This window comes from Paenibacillus polysaccharolyticus (assembly GCF_023714295.1).
Lineage (GTDB): Bacteria > Bacillota > Bacilli > Paenibacillales > Paenibacillaceae > Paenibacillus > Paenibacillus polysaccharolyticus_A.
In genome coordinates this window covers 1,869,282-1,889,320 of record NZ_JAMAUN010000001.1, presented here as the reverse complement: position 1 = coordinate 1,889,320, position 20,039 = coordinate 1,869,282, and the positions used below count along the sequence as shown (strand labels likewise).

Annotated in this window: 17 protein-coding genes; 11 read left to right on the top strand and 6 right to left on the bottom strand. The window is 41.8% G+C overall.

The genetic code is table 11. The annotated features are described in order from the left end of the window. Window positions 1-125: 125 nt before the first annotated feature. Window positions 126-755, bottom strand: a complete 630-nt coding sequence (locus M3629_RS08625; protein ID WP_251504201.1) for a hypothetical protein — start codon at window positions 753-755, stop codon at window positions 126-128. Window positions 756-1,239: 484 nt separating this feature from the next. Between M3629_RS08625 and M3629_RS08620 the strand changes: the two genes are divergently transcribed. The 8 genes from M3629_RS08620 to M3629_RS08590 all read left to right on the top strand — a co-directional run bounded on the left by M3629_RS08620 (window position 1,240) and on the right by M3629_RS08590 (window position 10,481). After that, window positions 1,240-3,216 (top strand): sigma-70 family RNA polymerase sigma factor, encoded by a 1,977-nt coding sequence (locus M3629_RS08620; protein WP_251504199.1) that lies wholly within the window; start codon window positions 1,240-1,242, stop codon window positions 3,214-3,216. Window positions 3,217-3,489: 273 nt separating this feature from the next. Then, complete coding sequence (gene nirB, locus M3629_RS08615) at window positions 3,490-5,931, top strand: nitrite reductase large subunit NirB (RefSeq protein WP_251504196.1); 2,442 nt, start codon at window positions 3,490-3,492, stop codon at window positions 5,929-5,931. A gap of 20 nt (window positions 5,932-5,951) precedes the next feature. Continuing rightward, window positions 5,952-6,317, top strand: a complete 366-nt coding sequence (locus M3629_RS08610) for a nitrite reductase (NAD(P)H) small subunit (protein WP_251504675.1) — start codon at window positions 5,952-5,954, stop codon at window positions 6,315-6,317. 42 nt (window positions 6,318-6,359) lie between these two features. After that, on the top strand, window positions 6,360-6,524 hold the full coding sequence (locus tag M3629_RS28390; RefSeq protein ID WP_353056729.1) for a uroporphyrinogen-III synthase: 165 nt from the start codon (window positions 6,360-6,362) through the stop codon (window positions 6,522-6,524). A gap of 387 nt (window positions 6,525-6,911) precedes the next feature. Then, entirely contained in the window at window positions 6,912-8,249 is a 1,338-nt protein-coding gene (locus tag M3629_RS08605) for an ABC transporter substrate-binding protein (protein ID WP_251504193.1), read from the top strand. An 84-nt stretch (window positions 8,250-8,333) separates the two neighbouring features. Beyond that, complete coding sequence (locus tag M3629_RS08600; protein ID WP_090916375.1) at window positions 8,334-9,230, top strand: carbohydrate ABC transporter permease; 897 nt, start codon at window positions 8,334-8,336, stop codon at window positions 9,228-9,230. A gap of 46 nt (window positions 9,231-9,276) precedes the next feature. Then, window positions 9,277-10,080: a carbohydrate ABC transporter permease gene (locus M3629_RS08595; protein WP_251504672.1), complete on the top strand. Its 804-nt coding sequence runs from the start codon at window positions 9,277-9,279 to the stop codon at window positions 10,078-10,080. Between the two features lie 104 nt (window positions 10,081-10,184). Beyond that, a complete protein-coding gene (locus M3629_RS08590) occupies window positions 10,185-10,481 on the top strand; it encodes a hypothetical protein (protein WP_353056728.1) in 297 nt (98 codons plus the stop codon). Window positions 10,482-11,050: 569 nt separating this feature from the next. On the opposite strand, the gene M3629_RS08585 is transcribed toward M3629_RS08590, so the two are convergent. Further along, complete coding sequence (locus M3629_RS08585; RefSeq protein WP_251504190.1) at window positions 11,051-12,439, bottom strand: MFS transporter; 1,389 nt, start codon at window positions 12,437-12,439, stop codon at window positions 11,051-11,053. A gap of 116 nt (window positions 12,440-12,555) precedes the next feature. Here M3629_RS08585 and M3629_RS08580 point away from each other — a divergent pair, with 116 nt between their 5' ends. After that, window positions 12,556-13,443 carry a LysR family transcriptional regulator gene (locus M3629_RS08580; RefSeq protein WP_251504187.1) on the top strand — a complete coding sequence of 296 codons (888 nt, stop codon included), beginning with the start codon at window positions 12,556-12,558 and terminating at the stop codon, window positions 13,441-13,443. Between the two features lie 260 nt (window positions 13,444-13,703). Here M3629_RS08580 and M3629_RS08575 read toward each other — a convergent pair whose 3' ends face one another. Beyond that, window positions 13,704-14,327, bottom strand: coding sequence for a DUF1349 domain-containing protein (locus M3629_RS08575; RefSeq protein ID WP_251504185.1), 624 nt, complete (start codon window positions 14,325-14,327; stop codon window positions 13,704-13,706). Between the two features lie 119 nt (window positions 14,328-14,446). Between M3629_RS08575 and M3629_RS08570 the strand changes: the two genes are divergently transcribed. Further along, complete coding sequence (locus M3629_RS08570; RefSeq protein ID WP_251504182.1) at window positions 14,447-15,433, top strand: ROK family transcriptional regulator; 987 nt, start codon at window positions 14,447-14,449, stop codon at window positions 15,431-15,433. After that, window positions 15,420-16,019 carry a sugar O-acetyltransferase gene (locus tag M3629_RS08565; RefSeq protein WP_285888320.1) on the top strand — a complete coding sequence of 200 codons (600 nt, stop codon included), beginning with the start codon at window positions 15,420-15,422 and terminating at the stop codon, window positions 16,017-16,019. The genes M3629_RS08570 and M3629_RS08565 overlap by 14 nt, the downstream gene beginning before the upstream one ends. Before the next feature lie 399 nt (window positions 16,020-16,418). On the opposite strand, the gene M3629_RS08560 is transcribed toward M3629_RS08565, so the two are convergent. The 3 genes from M3629_RS08560 to M3629_RS08550 all read right to left on the bottom strand — a co-directional run bounded on the left by M3629_RS08560 (window position 16,419) and on the right by M3629_RS08550 (window position 19,951). Next, window positions 16,419-16,823 (bottom strand): RDD family protein, encoded by a 405-nt coding sequence (locus M3629_RS08560; protein ID WP_251504179.1) that lies wholly within the window; start codon window positions 16,821-16,823, stop codon window positions 16,419-16,421. 265 nt (window positions 16,824-17,088) lie between these two features. Continuing rightward, window positions 17,089-19,599 (bottom strand): WG repeat-containing protein, encoded by a 2,511-nt coding sequence (locus M3629_RS08555; protein ID WP_251504176.1) that lies wholly within the window; start codon window positions 19,597-19,599, stop codon window positions 17,089-17,091. A gap of 97 nt (window positions 19,600-19,696) precedes the next feature. Then, the gene (locus tag M3629_RS08550; protein ID WP_251504173.1) at window positions 19,697-19,951 is read right to left on the bottom strand and encodes a hypothetical protein; all 255 of its coding nucleotides are present in this window, start codon (window positions 19,949-19,951) and stop codon (window positions 19,697-19,699) included. Between the last annotated feature and the right edge of the window lie 88 nt (window positions 19,952-20,039).

The following is a 20,039-nucleotide window of genomic DNA, read 5'->3' as shown; positions in this document are numbered from 1 at the left end:
ATTATTCTCAGCTAGGCCATGAAAAAATTGAGAAAGCATTTTTGATACCAAGAATAAAGTAACCTATCTGCCAGGGCATGAAAAAGCTTCAACAACACAAATGATTCTACGATTAGTATTGCTCGTTAATCAAAAAGGCCGCTGATCCACCTGTTTCTAATCACTCCAGGCTCATTGTAGTGACTGTTCTCAAGTTTTGGTTTTAACCTCCAAAAACCTTTTTCCCATTGTGAACAATCGGGTTCAATATATTGAAGTCCGCTAATTGCAGAATCAATATCAGAAGGGGAGAGATCGATGAGTTCTTTTTTATGGAATAGGGCTGTAAAGCCATGTTCAATAGAAATTCTGCAGTTTTTGTTAAAATTAAGGGAATAGTATGAATGCCCATCTTTAGCATGGTCATGCAGAATCTGAAGTATAGGAAGACCTACATATGAATGGAGGTCCTCTATCTCTTTAGGATAAATCGATTCAAACGAGAGATTTTGTTCATCATATATCTCATAAGAAATCCCGTAGGATTGCCATTCCAACAAACTTTCTAAGAAGATCGTATATATCTCGTGAAAATACTTTTTAACAAAATGAATTGTATTTAGATCTTCCGTGGTTAGTGCATATTTAGTATCGATATACGTATTAAGCGAATATATCTCCGTATTAAATAAATCTACCGAAGCTTTAACCTCCAATGCCCCTTCCCAACTTTCATATTTTTCTATGTAGCGCAATTGATCTAATGTTCTGTTCATTGTTCACCTCATAATCAATCTTTATTGAATATACAGCTTTATATATGTAGCTTGGGTCTTAGACATAAAGACGAGATACCTAACGTAATTCTCACCACTTGAGCATACGACTGACTAAATTTTATATGCTTGAAAGTAAAATATAGGATATTCTACATATAACACTAAAAAGCAGAATTGTACTATGATTGGCAAAGAAGGCGTTATTTTAAAAATGATATGTTCTCTCCATCACTAATTAATATAACAAAAAATCAAGCTCAATAGAATAACAATGAAAGTGTAGGGACGAAGTGAACTTAACAAAATAGTGGCTGCACACGGTATTGTCGAAGAACAAGAACATAGTTCAATTACCGATTAGGTGTATATCTAAATGTACTGATAGCAAAGGAAATAAATTAAGCCAAGTAAAAGAATAATTTTACATTAATAAAATCCAAATCCGTGAGTTAGCTGTCTATATAACAGGAGGTGGACGACATTGATAGATGCCCAGCAACAAATCAGCGCCGCACTAAACGGAGATCACGATGCCTTCGTTTCTCTTATAAAGGATCGAACGGATAAGCTGCACCGAGTGGCTCGCCATTATGTACGGGAGTCCAAAGATGCGGAGGATATCGTTCAGGATGCCCTGGTTAAGGCTTATGAGTCACTGCACACGCTGCAGCAAGCCGAAGCGTTTGAGAGCTGGCTTACCAGAATTGTGGTGAACCGGGCGCTCAATCATCTGGAGAAATCCAAGCGTGTTCACCTGAGCGAAGACCCGCTGGCACAAGAGCCATTGGTCATTAATGATATCGATCAAGCCCTGGATCTGGAGCGTGCATTGGCCAGTCTGAATCCGAAGCTGCGTCAGCTTCTGTTTTTAAAATATAAGAAGGACCTGACCCAGCAGCAAATCGCCCATCTCCTGGATATGCCTTTAGGTACTGTAAAAACACAATTACGGAAGGGGCTGGAACATTTGCGCAACGAAATGGCTCAAGATTTTCTCGAACGAGACCTGGATACATTACGCCTGAAGTTAAGACAACAAGCAGAGCACCAGTTTGCCGTTTCACCGGATTATAATTTAATCGTTAATGACTATCAAGAGAATACCATGAGGGGAACAGGGAAGGGCGAAGCCGGATTCTTATGGGTTAAAACGGGGAGTGATGATGCCGTTTCTGCTACGCTCTCCAAAGACGGCAACTTGATAGACTATTCCATTTCCTGGGCCTCATTGGACAACGAGACACGGCTATCTGAGGAGAAGCTCAAACAGCAGGCAGAGCAATTCCTGGAAGATCATTATCCCGGCGCACTGCGTGACTTTCCGTATTGTGAGATGGAGTGGATGGAAGGGATGTTTGGGTACACACGACAGCAGAAGGCGATGGGGCTGCCACTTCCTGAGACGGGATGCCTGATTATGGTTCACCCCAGCGGTCGCGTGGTCGGATTTAAGTACTACGGAACTGTTCCAGGGCCGGCCATCCCAACCATGATCACATCAGAAGAAGAACAGATGGCGTGTATGAAAGCCAATTTTTTGTTACATGTGGAATATTGCAAATTGGACAAAGCCGTGTACACGGATGGTGACGATCAGGTCCATCTTGTTTACGCCCCCCGAAGTAGAGGACTAATCTATACTGCATCATCACAAGAGGAAGTTCTAACAACCTATAGGGCAAAAGTTGTCCCCTCTGACCCAAGAACTCTGGACGAGTGGCCAGGTGAGTTCCCGCTCGCACGAAGCCTAGAAGAGTGGATTGGCGTAGACAACGACCAATTTCAGATAGTACAGGACGACAATATTGACTCGAACACCAAGTTGATGGTGTGGAAGCAACAGAATGAAGAACGTCCAGCCAAGAATGACCGGTCTTGGAAGGCCTATTGGGCTGATCAGATGGAGGGAGCCGTCAAGGCGCGAGTAGACAGCCAAACCGGACAACTGATTGACTTTGTTTCGCATGGTAAGCCAGATCAACTAGCTCCATTAACCTGGGATCGAGAGGCATGTATAGAAGTAGCTATGGACTATGTCCGAGGATTAGCAGCCGAAATGTTGCCGTATCTCAAGCTTCTAACTGAAGAGACCGATGACGAAGATCGTTTGGAAATCATTCGCTTTGGCGTATATGTTCAAGACGTATCTGTCAGGGATGAATGCTATCAACTAGCTGTTGACCGCTCCAATGGGAGGGTCAAAAGTTTGATGTCCCCCTCCATAAGGCCAGAACAGTTAAAGAAACTAGAGACCGTACCTTCATTTGATTCCCAGACAGCCATCCACCGATGGACGGCACAGACCAAGCTGCGTCTGCAATGGGAACGGATGCACAATGCTAGGACGGAAGAGGCCCCGTACGAACTAGTATATCGAATGATTGGTAGCGAGCACGAGCGGACGCCTGAAGTACTTGATGCGCATACGGGGAAGTTATACGAAAATACTTTTTACTGATAAACGTAGAGCAGCATTGGAAGGAGGTTGGTGTCCATTCCAGAATGGACACCAACCTCCAATAATAAAAATAATATTGTCGAGGGACAAGATCATAGACTAACGGGCAGGTGATTATTTTGTTAAAAATCAAAATAAGAGTTGCCCTACCTAACCCTACTTTGATATAAATACTATAAATACTGCCAAAAATGGTTCAATTGTATTTTTGTTGTTTAGTAGGTTACAAGTTTTCTTTGTCATAGATAGGAATATTAGGTAGGAGGTATCTGCATGGTAAAAGTACAAGAACGTCGGCATTTAGTCTTGATTGGTAACGGGATGGCTGGGATTAACACGGTGGAACAGATCTTAAAACTGGCGCCCAGCACCTACAGGATTACCGTATTTGGGAGTGAACCTTATCCCAACTACAATCGCATTCAGTTATCGTATGTGTTAGAGAAGAGTAAAGCAGTAGAAGACATTATTTTGAATGACAGGAACTGGTATTTAGAGAATGGAATAGACCTATATACCGGAACGACTGTAACACATATTGATACTGAACAAAAAATTGTGAAGGCAGACAATGGTATGGAGGTTCCATATGACAAGCTCATTGTTGCAACCGGTTCCAATCCGTTTATGCTTCCGGTACCAGGAGCAGATAAAGAGGGTATTGTAGGTTTCAGAGATATCGCAGATTGCCAAAACATGCTGCATGCAGCAGATCAGTACAAGAAGGCTGCTGTTATTGGTGGGGGCCTGCTTGGATTGGAGGCTGCCAAGGGGCTACTCAAACTGGGGATGGATGTGACAGTGGTCCATCTGTTTGAGGAGATTATGGAACGTCAGCTTGATCATACCGCCTCACTGATGCTTCAGGCAGAGCTGGAAAGCCAAGGATTGAAATTTGCTACCGGCAAACAGACTGAGGAGTTTCTCGGAGATGATCGGGTCAGCGGGATTCGTTTTACCGACGGCGCGACACTGGATGTAGAATTCGTAGTCATGGCGGTGGGGATTCGACCAAACACTGCATTAGCCAAGAAAAGCGGCATTGTGGTTAATAGCGGGATTCTTGTGGATGATTATATGCGTACTTCAGCACCGGATGTTTATGCAGTAGGGGAGTGTAACGAGCATCGGGGCATTACATATGGGCTGGTAGCTCCACTCTTTGAACAGGGAGCTGTCCTTGCGAAGCATCTGTGCGGAGTGGATACGAAGCCATATGAAGGATCTGTGGTATCTACTCAACTAAAAATATCTGGTGTAGACGTGTTCTCCGCTGGTGAGTTTATGGATGCAGAAGGACTGTCTATAGTGCGGATGCATGATGAGTGGTTACGTATTTACAAAAAAGTGCTCCTGCGCGGCGGACGGATCGTCGGCGGTGTTCTGATTGGTGACGGAAAGGAATCTTCCAGACTGCAGCAGTGGATTCGAACAGGCACTGTAATGACAGAAGCCATTCATAATGCGATTATGGGACAAGCCTCGGTCGAAACCGGGAATACGGCCGCAGAGCTGGCGGATGAGGAAATCGTATGTGGTTGTAATGGTGTGACGAAAAAACACATTGTGGATGCCATTAACGAAAAAGGATTAACCACGGTAGAAGAGATCAAGGTGGCCACAAGTGCATCGCGTTCTTGTGGAGGTTGCAGACCGGTTGTAGAGCAGATTCTTCAATATGTGCTCGGGGACAAGTATGATTCAGCGGCGGCGAAACAGGAAACAATCTGTTCCTGTACCACACTGAGCAGAGATGAAGTCGTGACGGCGATTAAAGAAAAAGGGCTGATCACATCTAAAGAAGTAAGATATGCGCTGGAATGGGATAACCCGGAGGGCTGCTCTAAATGTCGTCCTGCGCTGAACTACTATCTGGGTATGATCTGGCCAACTGAGCATGTGGACGAGAAGGATTCACGTTTTGTGAATGAAAGGATGCATGCGAACATTCAAAAGGATGGAACATTTGGCGTTGTGCCGCGAATGTACGGCGGGGTAACCACTCCGGACGATCTCAGACTTATTGCTGATATTGCGGTGAAATACAACGTCAAGCTGGTTAAAGTAACCGGTGGTCAGCGGCTGGACCTGCTTGGGGTCAAAAAAGAGGACCTACCAAAGATCTGGAAGGACCTTGGCATGCCGTCCGGTTATGCGTATGCGAAGGCGCTTCGCACGGTCAAGACATGCGTGGGATCACAGTTCTGCCGTTTTGGTACGAAAGATTCGATGGGAATGGGAATAATGCTTGAGAAGAAGTTCGAGCGGTTAGATATGCCGGCCAAGTTCAAGCTTGCCGTTAACGGCTGTCCGCGTAACTGCGCGGAGTCAACAACCAAGGATATTGGGATCGTCGGTAATGAGGGAGCTTGGGAAATTTACGTTGGCGGTAATGGCGGAATTAAAGCCCGACTTGCTGAACTGCTGTGTAAGGTGCGAACAGATGAAGAACTTCTGGAGATTGTCGCCGCGTTCATGCAACATTACCGGGAGACAGGCAAATATCTGGAGCGGACCTCGGAATGGATTGAAAGGATGGGATTGGAATCCGTCACGGAAGCTGTAGTCAATGATCTGAATAACCGCCGGGTTTTGGCTGAGCGGATGGAGGTCGCTCTGGCGCAGGTGAAGGAACCTTGGAGTGAAATCCTGAATAATTCGAATTTAAGGGAAAGGATGTTTGAAGAGATTAGTATCTCTACGAAACAGGACTAGAAACAGGAAGGGGCTGCATGATGGAACCAATATTGAATAAAGATGAATACACGTATTATCTTATTGGCAATGTAGATGATTTCACAGAGAGACTGGGACGAGTAGTGCGCTTAGGTAATGAAGAGATTGCGATATTTAAGACAACGGACGGACATATCTATGCCCTTGAGAATAAAAGCCCTGGTCCGCGCGGAGGCACGATTGCAGAAGGAATTATATCCGGGGATGTCCTGTTCGACCCAATCTGTGACTGGAAGATTTCGTTGACGGATGGTCAGGTGCTTGATCCTGATACGGGACAGGTTCGGACTTATCCGGTTCAGGTTCACGTAGAAGAGGTACGAGTTGGATTACTGAAGAATGTGGGAGAGACTTTCCATGAGTAAAGACCTTCAGAACAAAAAAATTGTCATGTTCAAGTCGGATATTTGTTTGATTATGCAAGAGAACATGGACGTGAAGAAGAGGTGAAATCCGTCTTTGAACAGGATGTACTGGCTGCCGCTATCGGCAAAGTCACGGCTGAAGCGCTTCGAGATAAAGGAATAAGCCGGATTATCGTGCCAGAGATAGAACGAATGGGTGGTCTGTAAAAAGATCACTCATATCATGTCGAGGGACAAGAACATGATCACATTTAAGTCGCTATTTTTAGCGGCTTTTTTTTATTTTATCAGTACCAACAAGTTCTTGGTCAGTCATGATTTGTCAGAGGGACAAGAACATTGTTTCATTTCGGATTAGGTAATTGCTGATGACTTTTGGATAACATTTTCTTGAATTTGTTTCTAAAGGGCCTGCTTTTTCAAAAGAGTAGCATCTCCCCATAAACTTTATGATTTTATAATCAATTGGTCATATAAAGCCTAGTTCCTATATATTATAATACGGCACGTTAAGCGCTTACAGTTTGAATTAACAGAACTAACTAGTCAGCCGACTTTTCAAATGCATAACAAAAGAGAGAGGATGACGAACAAATGAAAAAACGCAGTGCTTTAATCTCCATCGTTACACTCCTTATTATGTCACTTGTTTTTACTGCATGTGGTAATCCTTCTGGTTCAAAAACGGAAACAAAGCAATTAGGCGCTAATGCCGGTGAGAATGCAACAGAATTATCATTTTGGACATTCGTAGATTTGCACGGCAAGCATTTGGATAAAATGCTGGGGTTATGGAACGAGCAGAACCCAGACAAACAGATTAAGTTGAATGTAACGGTTATGCCTTACGACGATATGCATAACAAGCTCTTACTGGCAGTTACAAGCGGAAAAGGTGCTCCTGATATCGCAGATATTGAGCTTGGTAAATTCCCTAAATTCTTGGAAGGTGACAACGTTCCCTTGGAATCTTTGAATGATGTATTTACACCATACAAAGACACTGTTGTTCCTTCACGTGTCGAGATTTACTCCAAAGCCGATCAGGTTTATGGCTTTGATTATCACGTAGGTGCTACGCTTGCTTTCTACAACACTGAAATTCTCGAACAAGCAGGGGTTGACTACAAGACCATCAAAACATGGGAAGATTACAAACAAGCAGGCATCCAGGTGTACGAAAAGACTGGCAAGTACTTAGGTACTGCTGATACGTCAGCTTCGTTCCAAGCATCGCTGCTACTAGCTCAGCAAAATGCTGATTTTACAGATGAAAATGGTAATCCAAAAGTGAATTCGCCTGAAATGATTAAAGCGCTTGAAATGTTAGTCGATCTGCAGAAGAACAATGTTATTCATACGATCCCTGGCGGACAACCCGACACAGAAGAAGCAAAAGGCGAATATAACAAAGGCAACTACGCAAGTGCATTAATGCCTGAGTGGTACATGTCCCGCTTTGTAAACGAAATGAAAGACCTTAAAGGTAAGTATGCAATAGCTCCATTACCTGTATTCGAAGAAGGTAACCCTCGTTCCGTTGGCTTAGGCGGTACTGGCACAGTTGTTACTAAAAATGGTAAAGACGTTCAGTTGGCAAAAGAATTTGTAGCCTTTGCTAAGCTTTCGAAAGAAGCTACTACTGAAATTTGGAATACACTTGGATTTGACCCAATCAACATGGAAGTATGGAAAGATGATGCAGTTACGAAAAACCCTGAAAATGAATACGTCCAATATTTTAAGACAAATGCATTTGATACTTTGAATGAAATCAAGGACGAAATTAGAGCGATAAAGTCCGTTAAAGCTTCACCAACCATCGGCAATATATTCAATACGGTTACTTTGAATGCGATCTTTGAAGATGGCCAAGACGTGAAGGAAGCGTTGGATGAAGCACAAGCAGCAATTGAACAAGAATTGAAATAAATATAATAAGTAAATGATTCGATTAAACCTGTTGGCAGGTATAGTGGTCGGCAGGTTTAACCATAGTTAAGGGAGATTGAGAATATGATAAAGAAATTTGTATACTCTCAAAAAGTTGCACCTTATGTTTTTGTATTGCCATTTATACTCATATTTTTGATCTTCTGGTTATATCCGCTTGTAAATTCATTCGTAATGAGTTTTCAAGATCGGATGTTGGGGCAGGATCCTAAGTGGATTGGTGAAGCAAATTATTCGAAATTGCTTACAGATAAAGTATTTTTGATATCTATTAAAAATAGCGTTGTGTACATGTTAGGAACCTTAGTGCTGTTAATTCCCTTTCCCATGTTATTCGCCGTTATGATCAACAGTAAGTTAATGGTGGGAAGAGAGTTTTTTAAATCTTCGTTCTTTCTCCCTGCCTTGACATCTGTCGCAGTTGCGGGGACCATTTTCCGTCTTACATTCGGTGAAATGGAAGGTTCATTAATGAACAGTTTCCTGGGTCTATTTGGTGTAGAGCCTATTAAATTTTTGAAAGACGGAGCATGGAGTATGGCAGCACTGTTAATCCTCGCATGTTGGAGATGGACGGGCGTGAATATACTTTACTATCTATCCGGTTTGAAAAGCATTGACAATGAATATTATGAGGCTGCTTCAATTGACGGAGCATCTGCTTGGCAGAAGTTTAGAATGATCACAATGCCATTATTGAAGCCGACCACGGTATATGTTACCACAATTAGTGTTTATGCAGGTTTAGCCATGTTTACCGAGAGTCTGATGATGTTCAACGGTAACAAATCACCCCAAAATATTGGCTTAACCATTGTTGGATATCTGTATAGACAAGGGATTGAGCAGAATAAGCTGGGTTACGCAGCTGCGGTTGGTATCATTCTGTTAGTCATTGCTATGGTTATCAATTTAACACAGTTAAAATTTAGTGGAATGTTCAAAAAGGAGGAGGATTAAAGTGGGCAGAAGTCAGACAAGGAGTGATTTCATCTCTAGAATAGTAATGATTTGTTTCTTTATTATACTATTCGTTATAATTATGATCCCATTCTACGCAGTGGCCCTATCTTCCTTTAAACCAGGTGAATCATTAGTTAGATATGGTCTTAACCTAAGTTTGGATTTTGAAATCATGAGTTTTGATAATTTTATCTTTCTGTTTACTGGAGAACATGATTATTTTGTGTGGTTTTGGAATAGTATGATTCTAACAATTGTTCAAGTGGTTTTAACACTTTTTGTAAGCGCATTTGTTGGATATGGTTTTGCAGCATATCATTTTAAAGGTAAGAACTTCCTCTTTATATGTGTTTTGCTCATTATGATGGTTCCTTTCGAAATACTGCTGGTTCCTTTGTACAGCCTAATTAATGATTTGGGAATGGTGAATAGCTATTCGGCAATCATTCTGCCTGGTATAGCCAATGCCGCGACCATATTTTTTTTCAGGCAATATCTACGAAGCATACCCAAAGAGATTATTCAATCTGGGCGGGTTGATGGCGCAAACGAGTATGCGATTTATTTCAGACTAATTATGCCGATTATGAAGCCATCCTTTGCAGCAATGGCCATTTTGAATGGGATGAATAGCTGGAATAATCTATTGTGGCCATTCATGGTGCTCGGAGATCAGAGTAAATATACACTTCCAATCGGTTTGAAAACGTTGTTAACTCCTTATGGCAATAACTATGACCTATTGATCGTGGGCTCCTTCTTCTCCATCATCCCTATTTTCATACTATTCATTGCTTTTCAGAAATATTTCATAGACGGTATGACTGCTGGCGCTGTTAAAGGGTAATATATATTATGATGAAACAGGTGATAAGAGGAAAACCAACAACGAGCATCACACGACAGAAACGAACGAAGGCTTGTTCGACCATCGGATTTACGTGCTAGAGAATGAAAATGACAATCCGCTCGAAGGTAGTTGGATGGAAAGAGGGCAGCTTCGTACCGAATGGGAAAGCTTCGCCTTTGATTCCACCTCATGGCGCAAGTCGCAAACAGCGGTTCTCTCGACAGATGAAAGTATATCAATATATGATATATGCTCCCGGTTATAATTCCTTCCCGGTGTCAGAGGACGAAGAAGAGACGCTATTTGTGTTTCACGCAAGAACATACAAGAACATTATAGGAGATCGCTGTACGTTCCAAATCGCATACATTCGTAACAGCGCTTTTGTGGACGGCTGAAGGCTGACCAGATTTCCGCGGCTCTGTTGCAGCACTTGCACGTTCTTTACAATGAACGAGTGTCCCAACAAGGCTGATTGATAGATTAGAGTTCGTTTATCCAACTTCCCAAAGAGGGACAGGAAGAACATCGAAGGCACCCTAATTGGGTACAGTGTGCCTTCGATTTCGCTCTAAAGATAATAAGCCGAACCGTATCATAAGGGCAAGATAGCTTAATAAATAAGTCGAAGAGTGGGATTAACTTTGCTTAAAGAGGAATAAGATAACGTAATTTATAAAAATGTTGTTCACGGAATACTTAGGCTATCGCTAATATTAAATACTTTATATACATAAAAGAGCTCAAAGAACTATGGAAAGAAGAGGGCGAGGTTCAGTCACACGTTGATAAATGTCCAATGACAAGAACTTGTACCGATTGCCGGAATGGACAAGAACATAGTCCGATTAACGATTAGATGTACGTCTTAAGATTGATCACAAAACAAAGATCACGTACGGAGGAGCTTTGATAAAGAAGAATAGTCCCACAGTTCGGTGAGGATTAATTTACATCTATTAGATAACTAGAACCCATGAGACTGCCCTGGCTCCTTGCGCCGCCAATTTATAAATACCAAAGACAAAGCAATTAATGTAAGGATCATCCCAACCACTCGAAATCCTTCGAAGCTGAAGTTATCTCCCATTACAGTGCTAATCAGTATAGAAGAGAGAATGGTTCCCAGGTATCTTGAGGTATTAAATATTCCAGATGCTACACCTATCATTTCTTTTGGTGAACTTTTGAATAAGGCCGCTTGCATAGCGACACTGTTCAACCCGTTGCTAACACCGAATGCAGCTAAAGCCAGACACACACTGATAACTGGTGAAGTCTGATCAAGTGTTACAATCCACACGGACCCAAATGTCATAAGTATTCCGGACATCAGCAATGCTGGCCCGGGACCTGATTTATCGATCCATCGTCCTGCCATTGGTGAAGTAACGAGTGAGCACAAGCCTAAGCTTAGCATGAGCATCCCTGTATGGAACTCGCTGACATGACGAACAATTTGCAAGTAGGACGGAAGCCCGAAAAAGAGAGAATAAAAAAGCAAGTTAACGATTAAAAATTCGACATTGACCCAAGTCATTGCAGGATATTTAACGAATGTGCGTAAAGGAATAAAGGGTGCCTTCGCTTTTAACTCATGTCGCACGAAAGCTCCCAGTGCAACGAAGCCAATCAGCCCCACAATAACGTTGCTTAATGTAATTTGACCAGACGTTTTTGTGGACAATAATCCAACGAGCAGAGCAACCAGACCCACGGTGAATAGGAGAACTCCTGGCGCATCAATCAGATCAGACCATTTACGAAAGGACATGTTGCGAGCAACGGATGTCGTAGACGGAATATCCTTAGGAATATGCCTCCAAGCTAATAAAAAACTTGTCACTACGAACGGAATATTAACCAAAAAGATAGCAGGCCAGCCCCACCAGTGAATGATGACTCCGCCAATAAAGGGACCGATCGCTGCCGCTCCGGATAGGAATATGCTCAAATATGACAGTGCAGTCGCTTGTTTCTCCTTAATATGAATTCGCACAATGGCCATTCCAACCGCAACCATCATGCTTGTTCCGATGGATTGCACAATGCGGAACACGATGAGCCACCCAAAGTTTGGGGATAGTGGAGCTAATAATGATGCAATGAGGGATACAACAATTCCCGTAAGAAATATCCTCCTCCGACCGAATAAATCGCTTGCTTTTCCCATGATAGGTTGTGCGATAGCGCTCGCAATATAGAAAGAAAAAATAATCCAAGATACCACGGTAAAATCAAGTTGGAACTCATTTTGCAGCCTTGGAATTGCAACTGAAACCATTGAAGAATTTAAGGGGTTCAATAGAATTCCTAGTCCAACGGAGATCATCAACCACTTATTGCGAAAACTCACTTCAATCCCCCCGATCTGTATGTTTGTGTCATCATCGTACTTGAAATCATTTATTTATTCCAATGCATTTTATGTTATGATTTCATTGACTCAAAGGAATGAGTGGAGGGTGTAGTATGGAACTTCTTCAACTGAAATATTTTCTCGAAGTAGCTCGTGTGGAGCATATGACGGAAGCAGCACGAAGTCTGCATGTCACTCAATCATCACTAAGCAAAACGATTGGGCGTTTGGAAGAAGATTTGGGAGTCCCGTTATTCGATCGAATAGGAAGGAAACTACGACTGAATGAGTTTGGAAAGAGATTCTATTATCGTGCAGAAAGAGCGTTGTTTGAATTGGAACAGGGGAGGCAGGAGATTCGTGATCTATCCAGCCCAGAACATGGCATACTCGAATTGGCGGTGACCACCGCAAGTACATTGCCTCAGATCCTTCGAGAGTTTCGGAACAAGAGACCCGATATCTTATTTCATGTGCAAATGCTCACCACGCAGGAAATGGTTCTGCTTCTTCATAGAGGAGAGGTTGATTTTTGCTTGTCCTCACCAGCTATACGAGGGGAAGACATTGAAACTCAAATCATGTTCATCGACCCGATTCTTGTAGCTGTTCCCAAAGAGCATTGGCTTGCTGACCGAAGCAGCATATCTTTGACTGAGCTAAGGGATGAATGTTTTGTTGGTGTAAAAAGAGGATACGGTACTCGCGACCTGGTGGATTCGATATGCCAATCGGCTGGATTTATACCTACATATGTGTACGAAGGCGATGAACCTGCAAGGCTAAGTTCTCTAGTGGAAGCGGGGATTGGCATAGCCTTTATACCAAGTACTGCAAGGCATTCTTGGGAACATATCAAATATCTCAAAGTAGAGAATCATGAGTTGGTAAGGGAGATCGCTTTGTTATGGCACAGGAATCGGTACATTTCGCGGGCTGCTCTAGAATTCCGTGAGGTAGTTGTAGAATATTTCGGGACGATATCCAAACAGACAATTTAATTATCCGACAACTAATATAATGGTAATGAGAGATTCAGATGTTTGGGCAAAATCATGTTTTGAATCGACCTCATAAATTATCCGTCAAAAAAGGGGCTTAATTAAGCCCCTTTTTTGACGGATTTTCTTCAGAAAAAATCTAATTTGCAACTGTGATTCAATCGGGTCTTTGGAAAAAAGTGATTACAACTAAATAAGCAGCCTCTGGTAATGTACCAGGGGCTGCTTATTTAGTTGTGATTTCTTTTACTTTATGATAATTAATTTCTATTATAATTTTCTGTTATTGGAGGATCGGTATGAATATCTTCATCAGGATCATTGGTAACCCAATTTGTAAAGGTAACCTTAAATGCATCACTAGTAGGGGCGCACAGGAAAGGCCCTGCATGATTACCTTCCGAATAAGGAAAACGTGCAACACGAATAGTATGCCAATGGCTATCTTGGGCACGAGCCCTGATGATAACGGCATCTTTGTACACTGAAGCACGAATAGTCACTTTTTTTTCACTCCAATTAGCTGGCAAAGGGAATAAAGACCAATCAGAAAACTCATCGGTAACAACTGCTCCGATGTGCGGAACCCCATCGGTAATTTCAATTCCGGCTTTGATCCACTGATTTGGAGAATGCCATAGCATAATACCTGCATGATCGTAGAGTTCTGAGAAGCCTTGAAACATGAAAGTCACTTCCATCGCTTGTCCAGTATCCCAGGGTATCAAAAGTGCATGTCCATTGTCATGCTGGAATCCATACATTGTTTTTTGCCAATAGTCACTACCTTTCACTGCTTCGACAACTAAATGGCTTTCTGTTTCACTCGAAGATTTAGGTTCAGTGGTCCAACTGCCCTTTTGCCATGAAATGTGCTGTGTCATAGAACGTTTCCTTCTTCCTACAGTTATTTTGAGCGTCCTTGGTCATATGATACTTGATTTAACGTAATTATTACAAGTATTATTATAACATCTATAATTATAGGAAGGGGGCGTTGATTATGCGCGATAATTCAGAAGTTCGAAAGCATAACAAGAAAAAGATTCGCCAAGAACTTCGTAAGAATATAACAGCCTCGAAACAGCAAATGTCAAATATGACTGGCTTGAGTTTCGCTACCTGCAATACACTTCTAAATGAAATGGAGTCTGAAGGGGAAGTTATTTCTGAAAAAACCTTGACAAGTAAAGTTGGCCGTTCAACATCTATTTACTCACTAAACGAACAGTATGAACTTTATTTATGCCTTGAATTTTCTATTGTTAAGAAAAAACGGGTGCTTACATGGAATGTTATGACAATATATGAGCATGTGTTGGAGCGTTGCGTTGAAACTCATAATTTTTTAGACGAATCCATGCTTTTAAAAGTCATTGCCGATATTAGAATTAAATATCCGCGTATTTGTTCAATTAGTATCGGTACACCGAGCATTGCGGAACATAACATCATTAAATACTGCGATATCCCGGAACTTGAAGGCAGCAGTTTTGTTAAGGAACTTTCACTTCCAGTAGCAATAGATAACGATATGCATCTGAAGGCATACGGCTATTTTAAAGCAGAATGTGTTGAAAACGAGATTGTTACCCTTGGTTTATTCTCAGAACATCTTTTGCCTGGGACAAGCACAATTGTTAAAGGGCATATTATTCGCGGAGCTAATCAAATTGCTGGACTTGTCGGCTTCCTTCCCTTTGGGATTTCAAGAGAAGAATTAAAAACCAAATTCTCTTCTGATTCTCACTTGGAATTTACGGCTAAATCAATTGTATCTATTATTGTAGCGTTAAATCCACACAAAATGATTTTGTGTGGTGATTTATTGAATTTACGAGAAGTTGAGCTATTAAAGACAACGTGCTCTAATAGTATTCCTGAAGAATATTTGCCAACATTTGTGTATGTAGAGGATATGGAAAAATACTATGTCCGGGGCATGTTTCATCGGGCGTTGGAGGTTAGTGAAGAATATGAGCATCACTGAAAAAGAGAAAGCACAAAAAGGGTGGTTGTACGATGCTAATTACAATCAGGAACTACTCAAAGAAAAAGAGAAATGCCAAGATTTATGTCATGACTTTAATCAATTAAAACCATCAGACACGAAAAAGAAACGAGAAGTTTTGGCTGAAATTTTAGAAAAGACACCAGAGAATTTTGTCGTTACTGCTCCTTTTTATTGTGATTTCGGTTATAACATTGAGATAGGGGAAGGTTTTTTCTCTAACTATAATTGCACTATCCTTGATGGAGCTAAAGTAACCTTCGGGAAAAATGTATTTATTGCACCAAACTGTTGCTTTTCAACAGCGGGACACCCACTTGATTCTGAACAAAGAAATGCGGGGCTTGAATTCGCTTATCCAATTACAGTTGGAAATAACGTATGGTTCGGTGCTGGGGTTACGGTATTACCGGGAGTAACTATTGGAGATGATGTCGTTATTGGTGCGGGTAGCATTGTTAATAAGGACATTCCTTCCGGTGTGATTGCAGTAGGTAACCCTTGTAGAGTGCTTAGAGAATTTACGGAAGAAGACAAAAGAAAATATCACAAAAGCGAGGCTTAGTTTGGGTAATATATTTAATTTAATCCAGTAAATCAATAAACAGGTTAGCATTAGTTCCGAGAATTAATCATGAGAAAAACCGTTGAGATTCTTTGAAGTGCACCCCTCAGAATAGACATTGGAAAAGCCCCTGGGTTTAGCTGATGAAATTCTAGGGGGGGATGCAAGAATTCTTTTTGGATTATCGAAAAAATTCAGCGAGAATTTTTTTACGCCTGACTGAAGATAGCAGGTAAGAGAAGCAAGGAAATTAGCACGCGCCTTCATGGGAAGAAATAAGGGAGTAGAAAAAAGCCAGTTATACATATGTACAAAATACGAGTTTTGTGAAACAGTACTTAAGAAAAAAAAGAACCGCTATTGAATTTATATCCCATTGCGGTTCTGCTCATTTTTAACTTAATCCCACACAACTTCTGTTCCTGCTATAAAATCATGTATTGCACGACGATCCTCTCGCATACCAACCATAAACGCGCTCACAATAATTCCAATACCTAGCGTCAATACGTACACAAGTCCAGCAACTAAAACTCGCATTAACATTGTAGTAATTTTAGGCGATTCTTGTGTGTCATATATTTGAATTCGAATCCCACAAATTCGTTTACCAACCGTTCGGCCATACCAATAAACAGGTAAAAAAATCGCATACAACGAACTTAATATCTGCGCAATTGGTTCATCAGAATCATAATTACCAGTGAGCACACCTGCGATGATTACTGTTGGTATTCCAATAATAAGTCCATCCAAGAAACTTGCTGCAAGCCTAATCCAAAAACCTGATTTGTACAAAATCATTTCCTCCAAACTATTTTGTCATACCTTGATGCATGGTTATTTATATTATACAAGAAATATATACCATTTGGTTCATATTATTCACTTTTATCTTCCAAATATCTTTCTTCCCACTTTGTGAAATTATTAACTATTATATAGATGCGTTTAATATGTTTAGACTTCACTTTTTCGCGTAATCCCTCTCTTCTATCACTTCCAAAATAAAGAAAAAGCCATATTACACATATGGCCTGGAAGTATATTTACCCTGCTCTTATAATCATCAATGAAATGCTCTCCAGAATGATCCTTCTGTATTAATGATGCTCATGATCTGACTAAACGGAATCGTAAAGGTCGGGAATCCCGCTGCATATGGCGCAATATCATAAGGGTTGAAATACAGATGTAGTGCATCTGCTGTCACAAAAAAAGGCTGGTCCGCACTTATTCCGTTGTACGTATCTGGAAAAACATACGAATACTGCGTATCATTTTTGATCTGGTCCCCTACAATTTGGCTTAATTCCTTCACATAATCACTGTCCGGCTTAAACAGATCCTTCAATTCATAGAGCTGACCGTCGGATAGATTAATAATGGCATACACCATCGTTGGCATCCCATGTGCGGCTCCTGCTGGATAGTTATAACCCGTCAATTCGAGTTGGAGTAATTGCTTTTGATAGAAAGTTATATCAAAATCACCTGTATAGGTATAGTCCAGTTGCTGATCAGCAGGAACCGGTTTTACTTGGGAAAGTTCTTTCAGCTTAGCATTAAGCTTATCCCGCTCTGTCTGATTGGCTAATCCGTCAACCTGCGGATAATAAACGAGATAATCCCGGTTGGGTTTATACTTCTCTTCACGCACCTGATAAGGCGGATGTAGCGGTACGATCGCATTCTGTTGCCAAATTATTCGTCCAGCCCGGTTCACATAGGATAAACGTTGATCCACAAACACTTTAATCAGATCCGGCGCCACAACTTCCATCGATCCTGCACCTATTACACGAGGATATCCAGGAGCCGGTCTGCCGCTCAAATCCAGAAGATACGTCTGATTTCCGTCTGATGCGGATGCAAGACCGTGTTTGTAATTTTCCACATTACGATAGATAAACTCCGTTAGTATTCTTCCATTCAGCTCAGCGATTACATACAACGAGCCGATGTAAGGTTGTTCTGCATCAATGGCTTTCCCGAGTGCGTACCTGTTCTCCCCAAGCTCCCGAATATCGTTATAAGCCGGTTGAATCACAAATGATCCCTGCATATTAATGACACCATAGTTCGATTTGTAATCCTCTGCCGTATTAACAATAGCCTGCCCATCGTTAAAAGCAAATGCAGAAGTAAACTTAGGCTGAATACGAATGTTACCCCGTTCATCGATGTACCCATATTTTCCAGAGGATTCTTTTTGAAAAGCAAGCAAACCATCCCCTAACGGCCCTACATAGGCATATGGGTAAGTCGCTAATCGATTTCCGTTCCGATCAATAAGGGCGTATTCCTGATCCTTAATCTGTACAACGGCTTTACCCTGCTGAAAATCATTTGCTGAAGCGAATTGCGCTCGGATTACCTCATTTCCTGAAGCATCCAGGTATCCATACAAGCTAGATGATCCATTCGTCTGATTCGGATTTTCATTATAAAACATCGCTCGGCCTTCATGCATATCTGCGATAAACGGATAAGCTCGTTTGGTGAGCACGGTACCTTGCTCATTGATCATTTTAAACCCTTGAGAATCAATGGCCATGGCCCGCTCTTCGGAAAAAGAATTAATGGAATCATACACAGGCTGAACTACATAGTGCCCTAGAAGATTGATGACACCAGCACGACCGTTCTTAACGACGACTGCCAATCCGTTAGGCTGAAACGCCTGAGCGTCTTCTAGCACCGGCTCTAGACGGATATGTCCCTGTGCATCCATATAACCCCAGCGCGTCCCGCTTGTTGTTCGAACAGAGACGGGATATAACCACGTTGTCACTCTGGCATGTGTGCCTGCCGTTGCCGTCATCGCCTGCTTTATTTTATTCTCAAGTTCAAGCAAGTTCTCTCTTGAAGGATACGCTTCCGGAAAACGCAGCGCTTTCTGAACCGAAGTGAGTGCCGCGGGATAGGAGCCAGCATGAAATTGAGCATCCGCAAGATAATACCAATAGAATACATAATCGGGATACTGCTTCGTTAACTGCTCATAATATTTCACGACTTTAGGAAAATAGGCTCGGTATACATCTGTTGCTGGAACCCACTGATTCTGCTGCCACCGAATAATCTCCACTCGATAAGCTTCACCAGTGTCATGAACCCAAAGCGCTATTTCTACCTTTCCATCTCGCCCGTGCACGCCAGGTATATCCACAATCTCAGCGTAGCTGTAATACAAATCGTCTGGGGCAATGTCCGTAAGACCGGATTCGGTCCACTCATATACAGCGAGTTTTGACCAAATGGCTCCAATCTGCCAGCCTACGATTAGATTATTTCTTGCCGTTGAAGTTACAGGCGCTGCTGTCAGCAACGTAACGCCATAACCTAGTCCTTTTGTCAAAGCCATTTTAATCCAATGCCCTTGAACGAATTTTAATATAAGCAGATACAATTCACTATTCAACTGATACACTGTAGCAATCTCAGGCATTCCATCACCTGTAAGATCAGCCGCATACACTGCCGGATGTTGAATTGGCTTATCTATCGTAATGACCGTTGCCCCCGCCGGAATATGTTGATTTACAATTTGCAGTAATAGCGGTTCACTCATCGACATCTCCGCTTCCTCCCTTATGACCGCATTCGCCTAATGGTATGCAACATAACTCGGGATATGACATGAAAATGTATTGTGACACCTCTACTTCATCCTATTACTCTTCTAAATTCACCTTCTGTCCATTGATTACAAGATTGCTTACATCTTCTACGCGAATGGTTTTAGAAGATATCCATTTGACCAGATCATTGTGCAATTGAATAAAACCGGTTAAAGTAGACATTTTTGTGCCGTCCTTCAGCTGCAATTCGATTTTCAAGTCCTCCATACGAATCATGCCTAAGGCCTCGCCTGTTAACGTAATACCGATTGGTGAAAGAGTTGCTTCCACTTCTGTGTCTGACAACAAAAAAATCGCAGGGGCTCCGCCACCTGCAATTTTTTTAGATTATTTCTATCGAATTAGGACTACAACCAGCCCAAGAATTACTTCATAC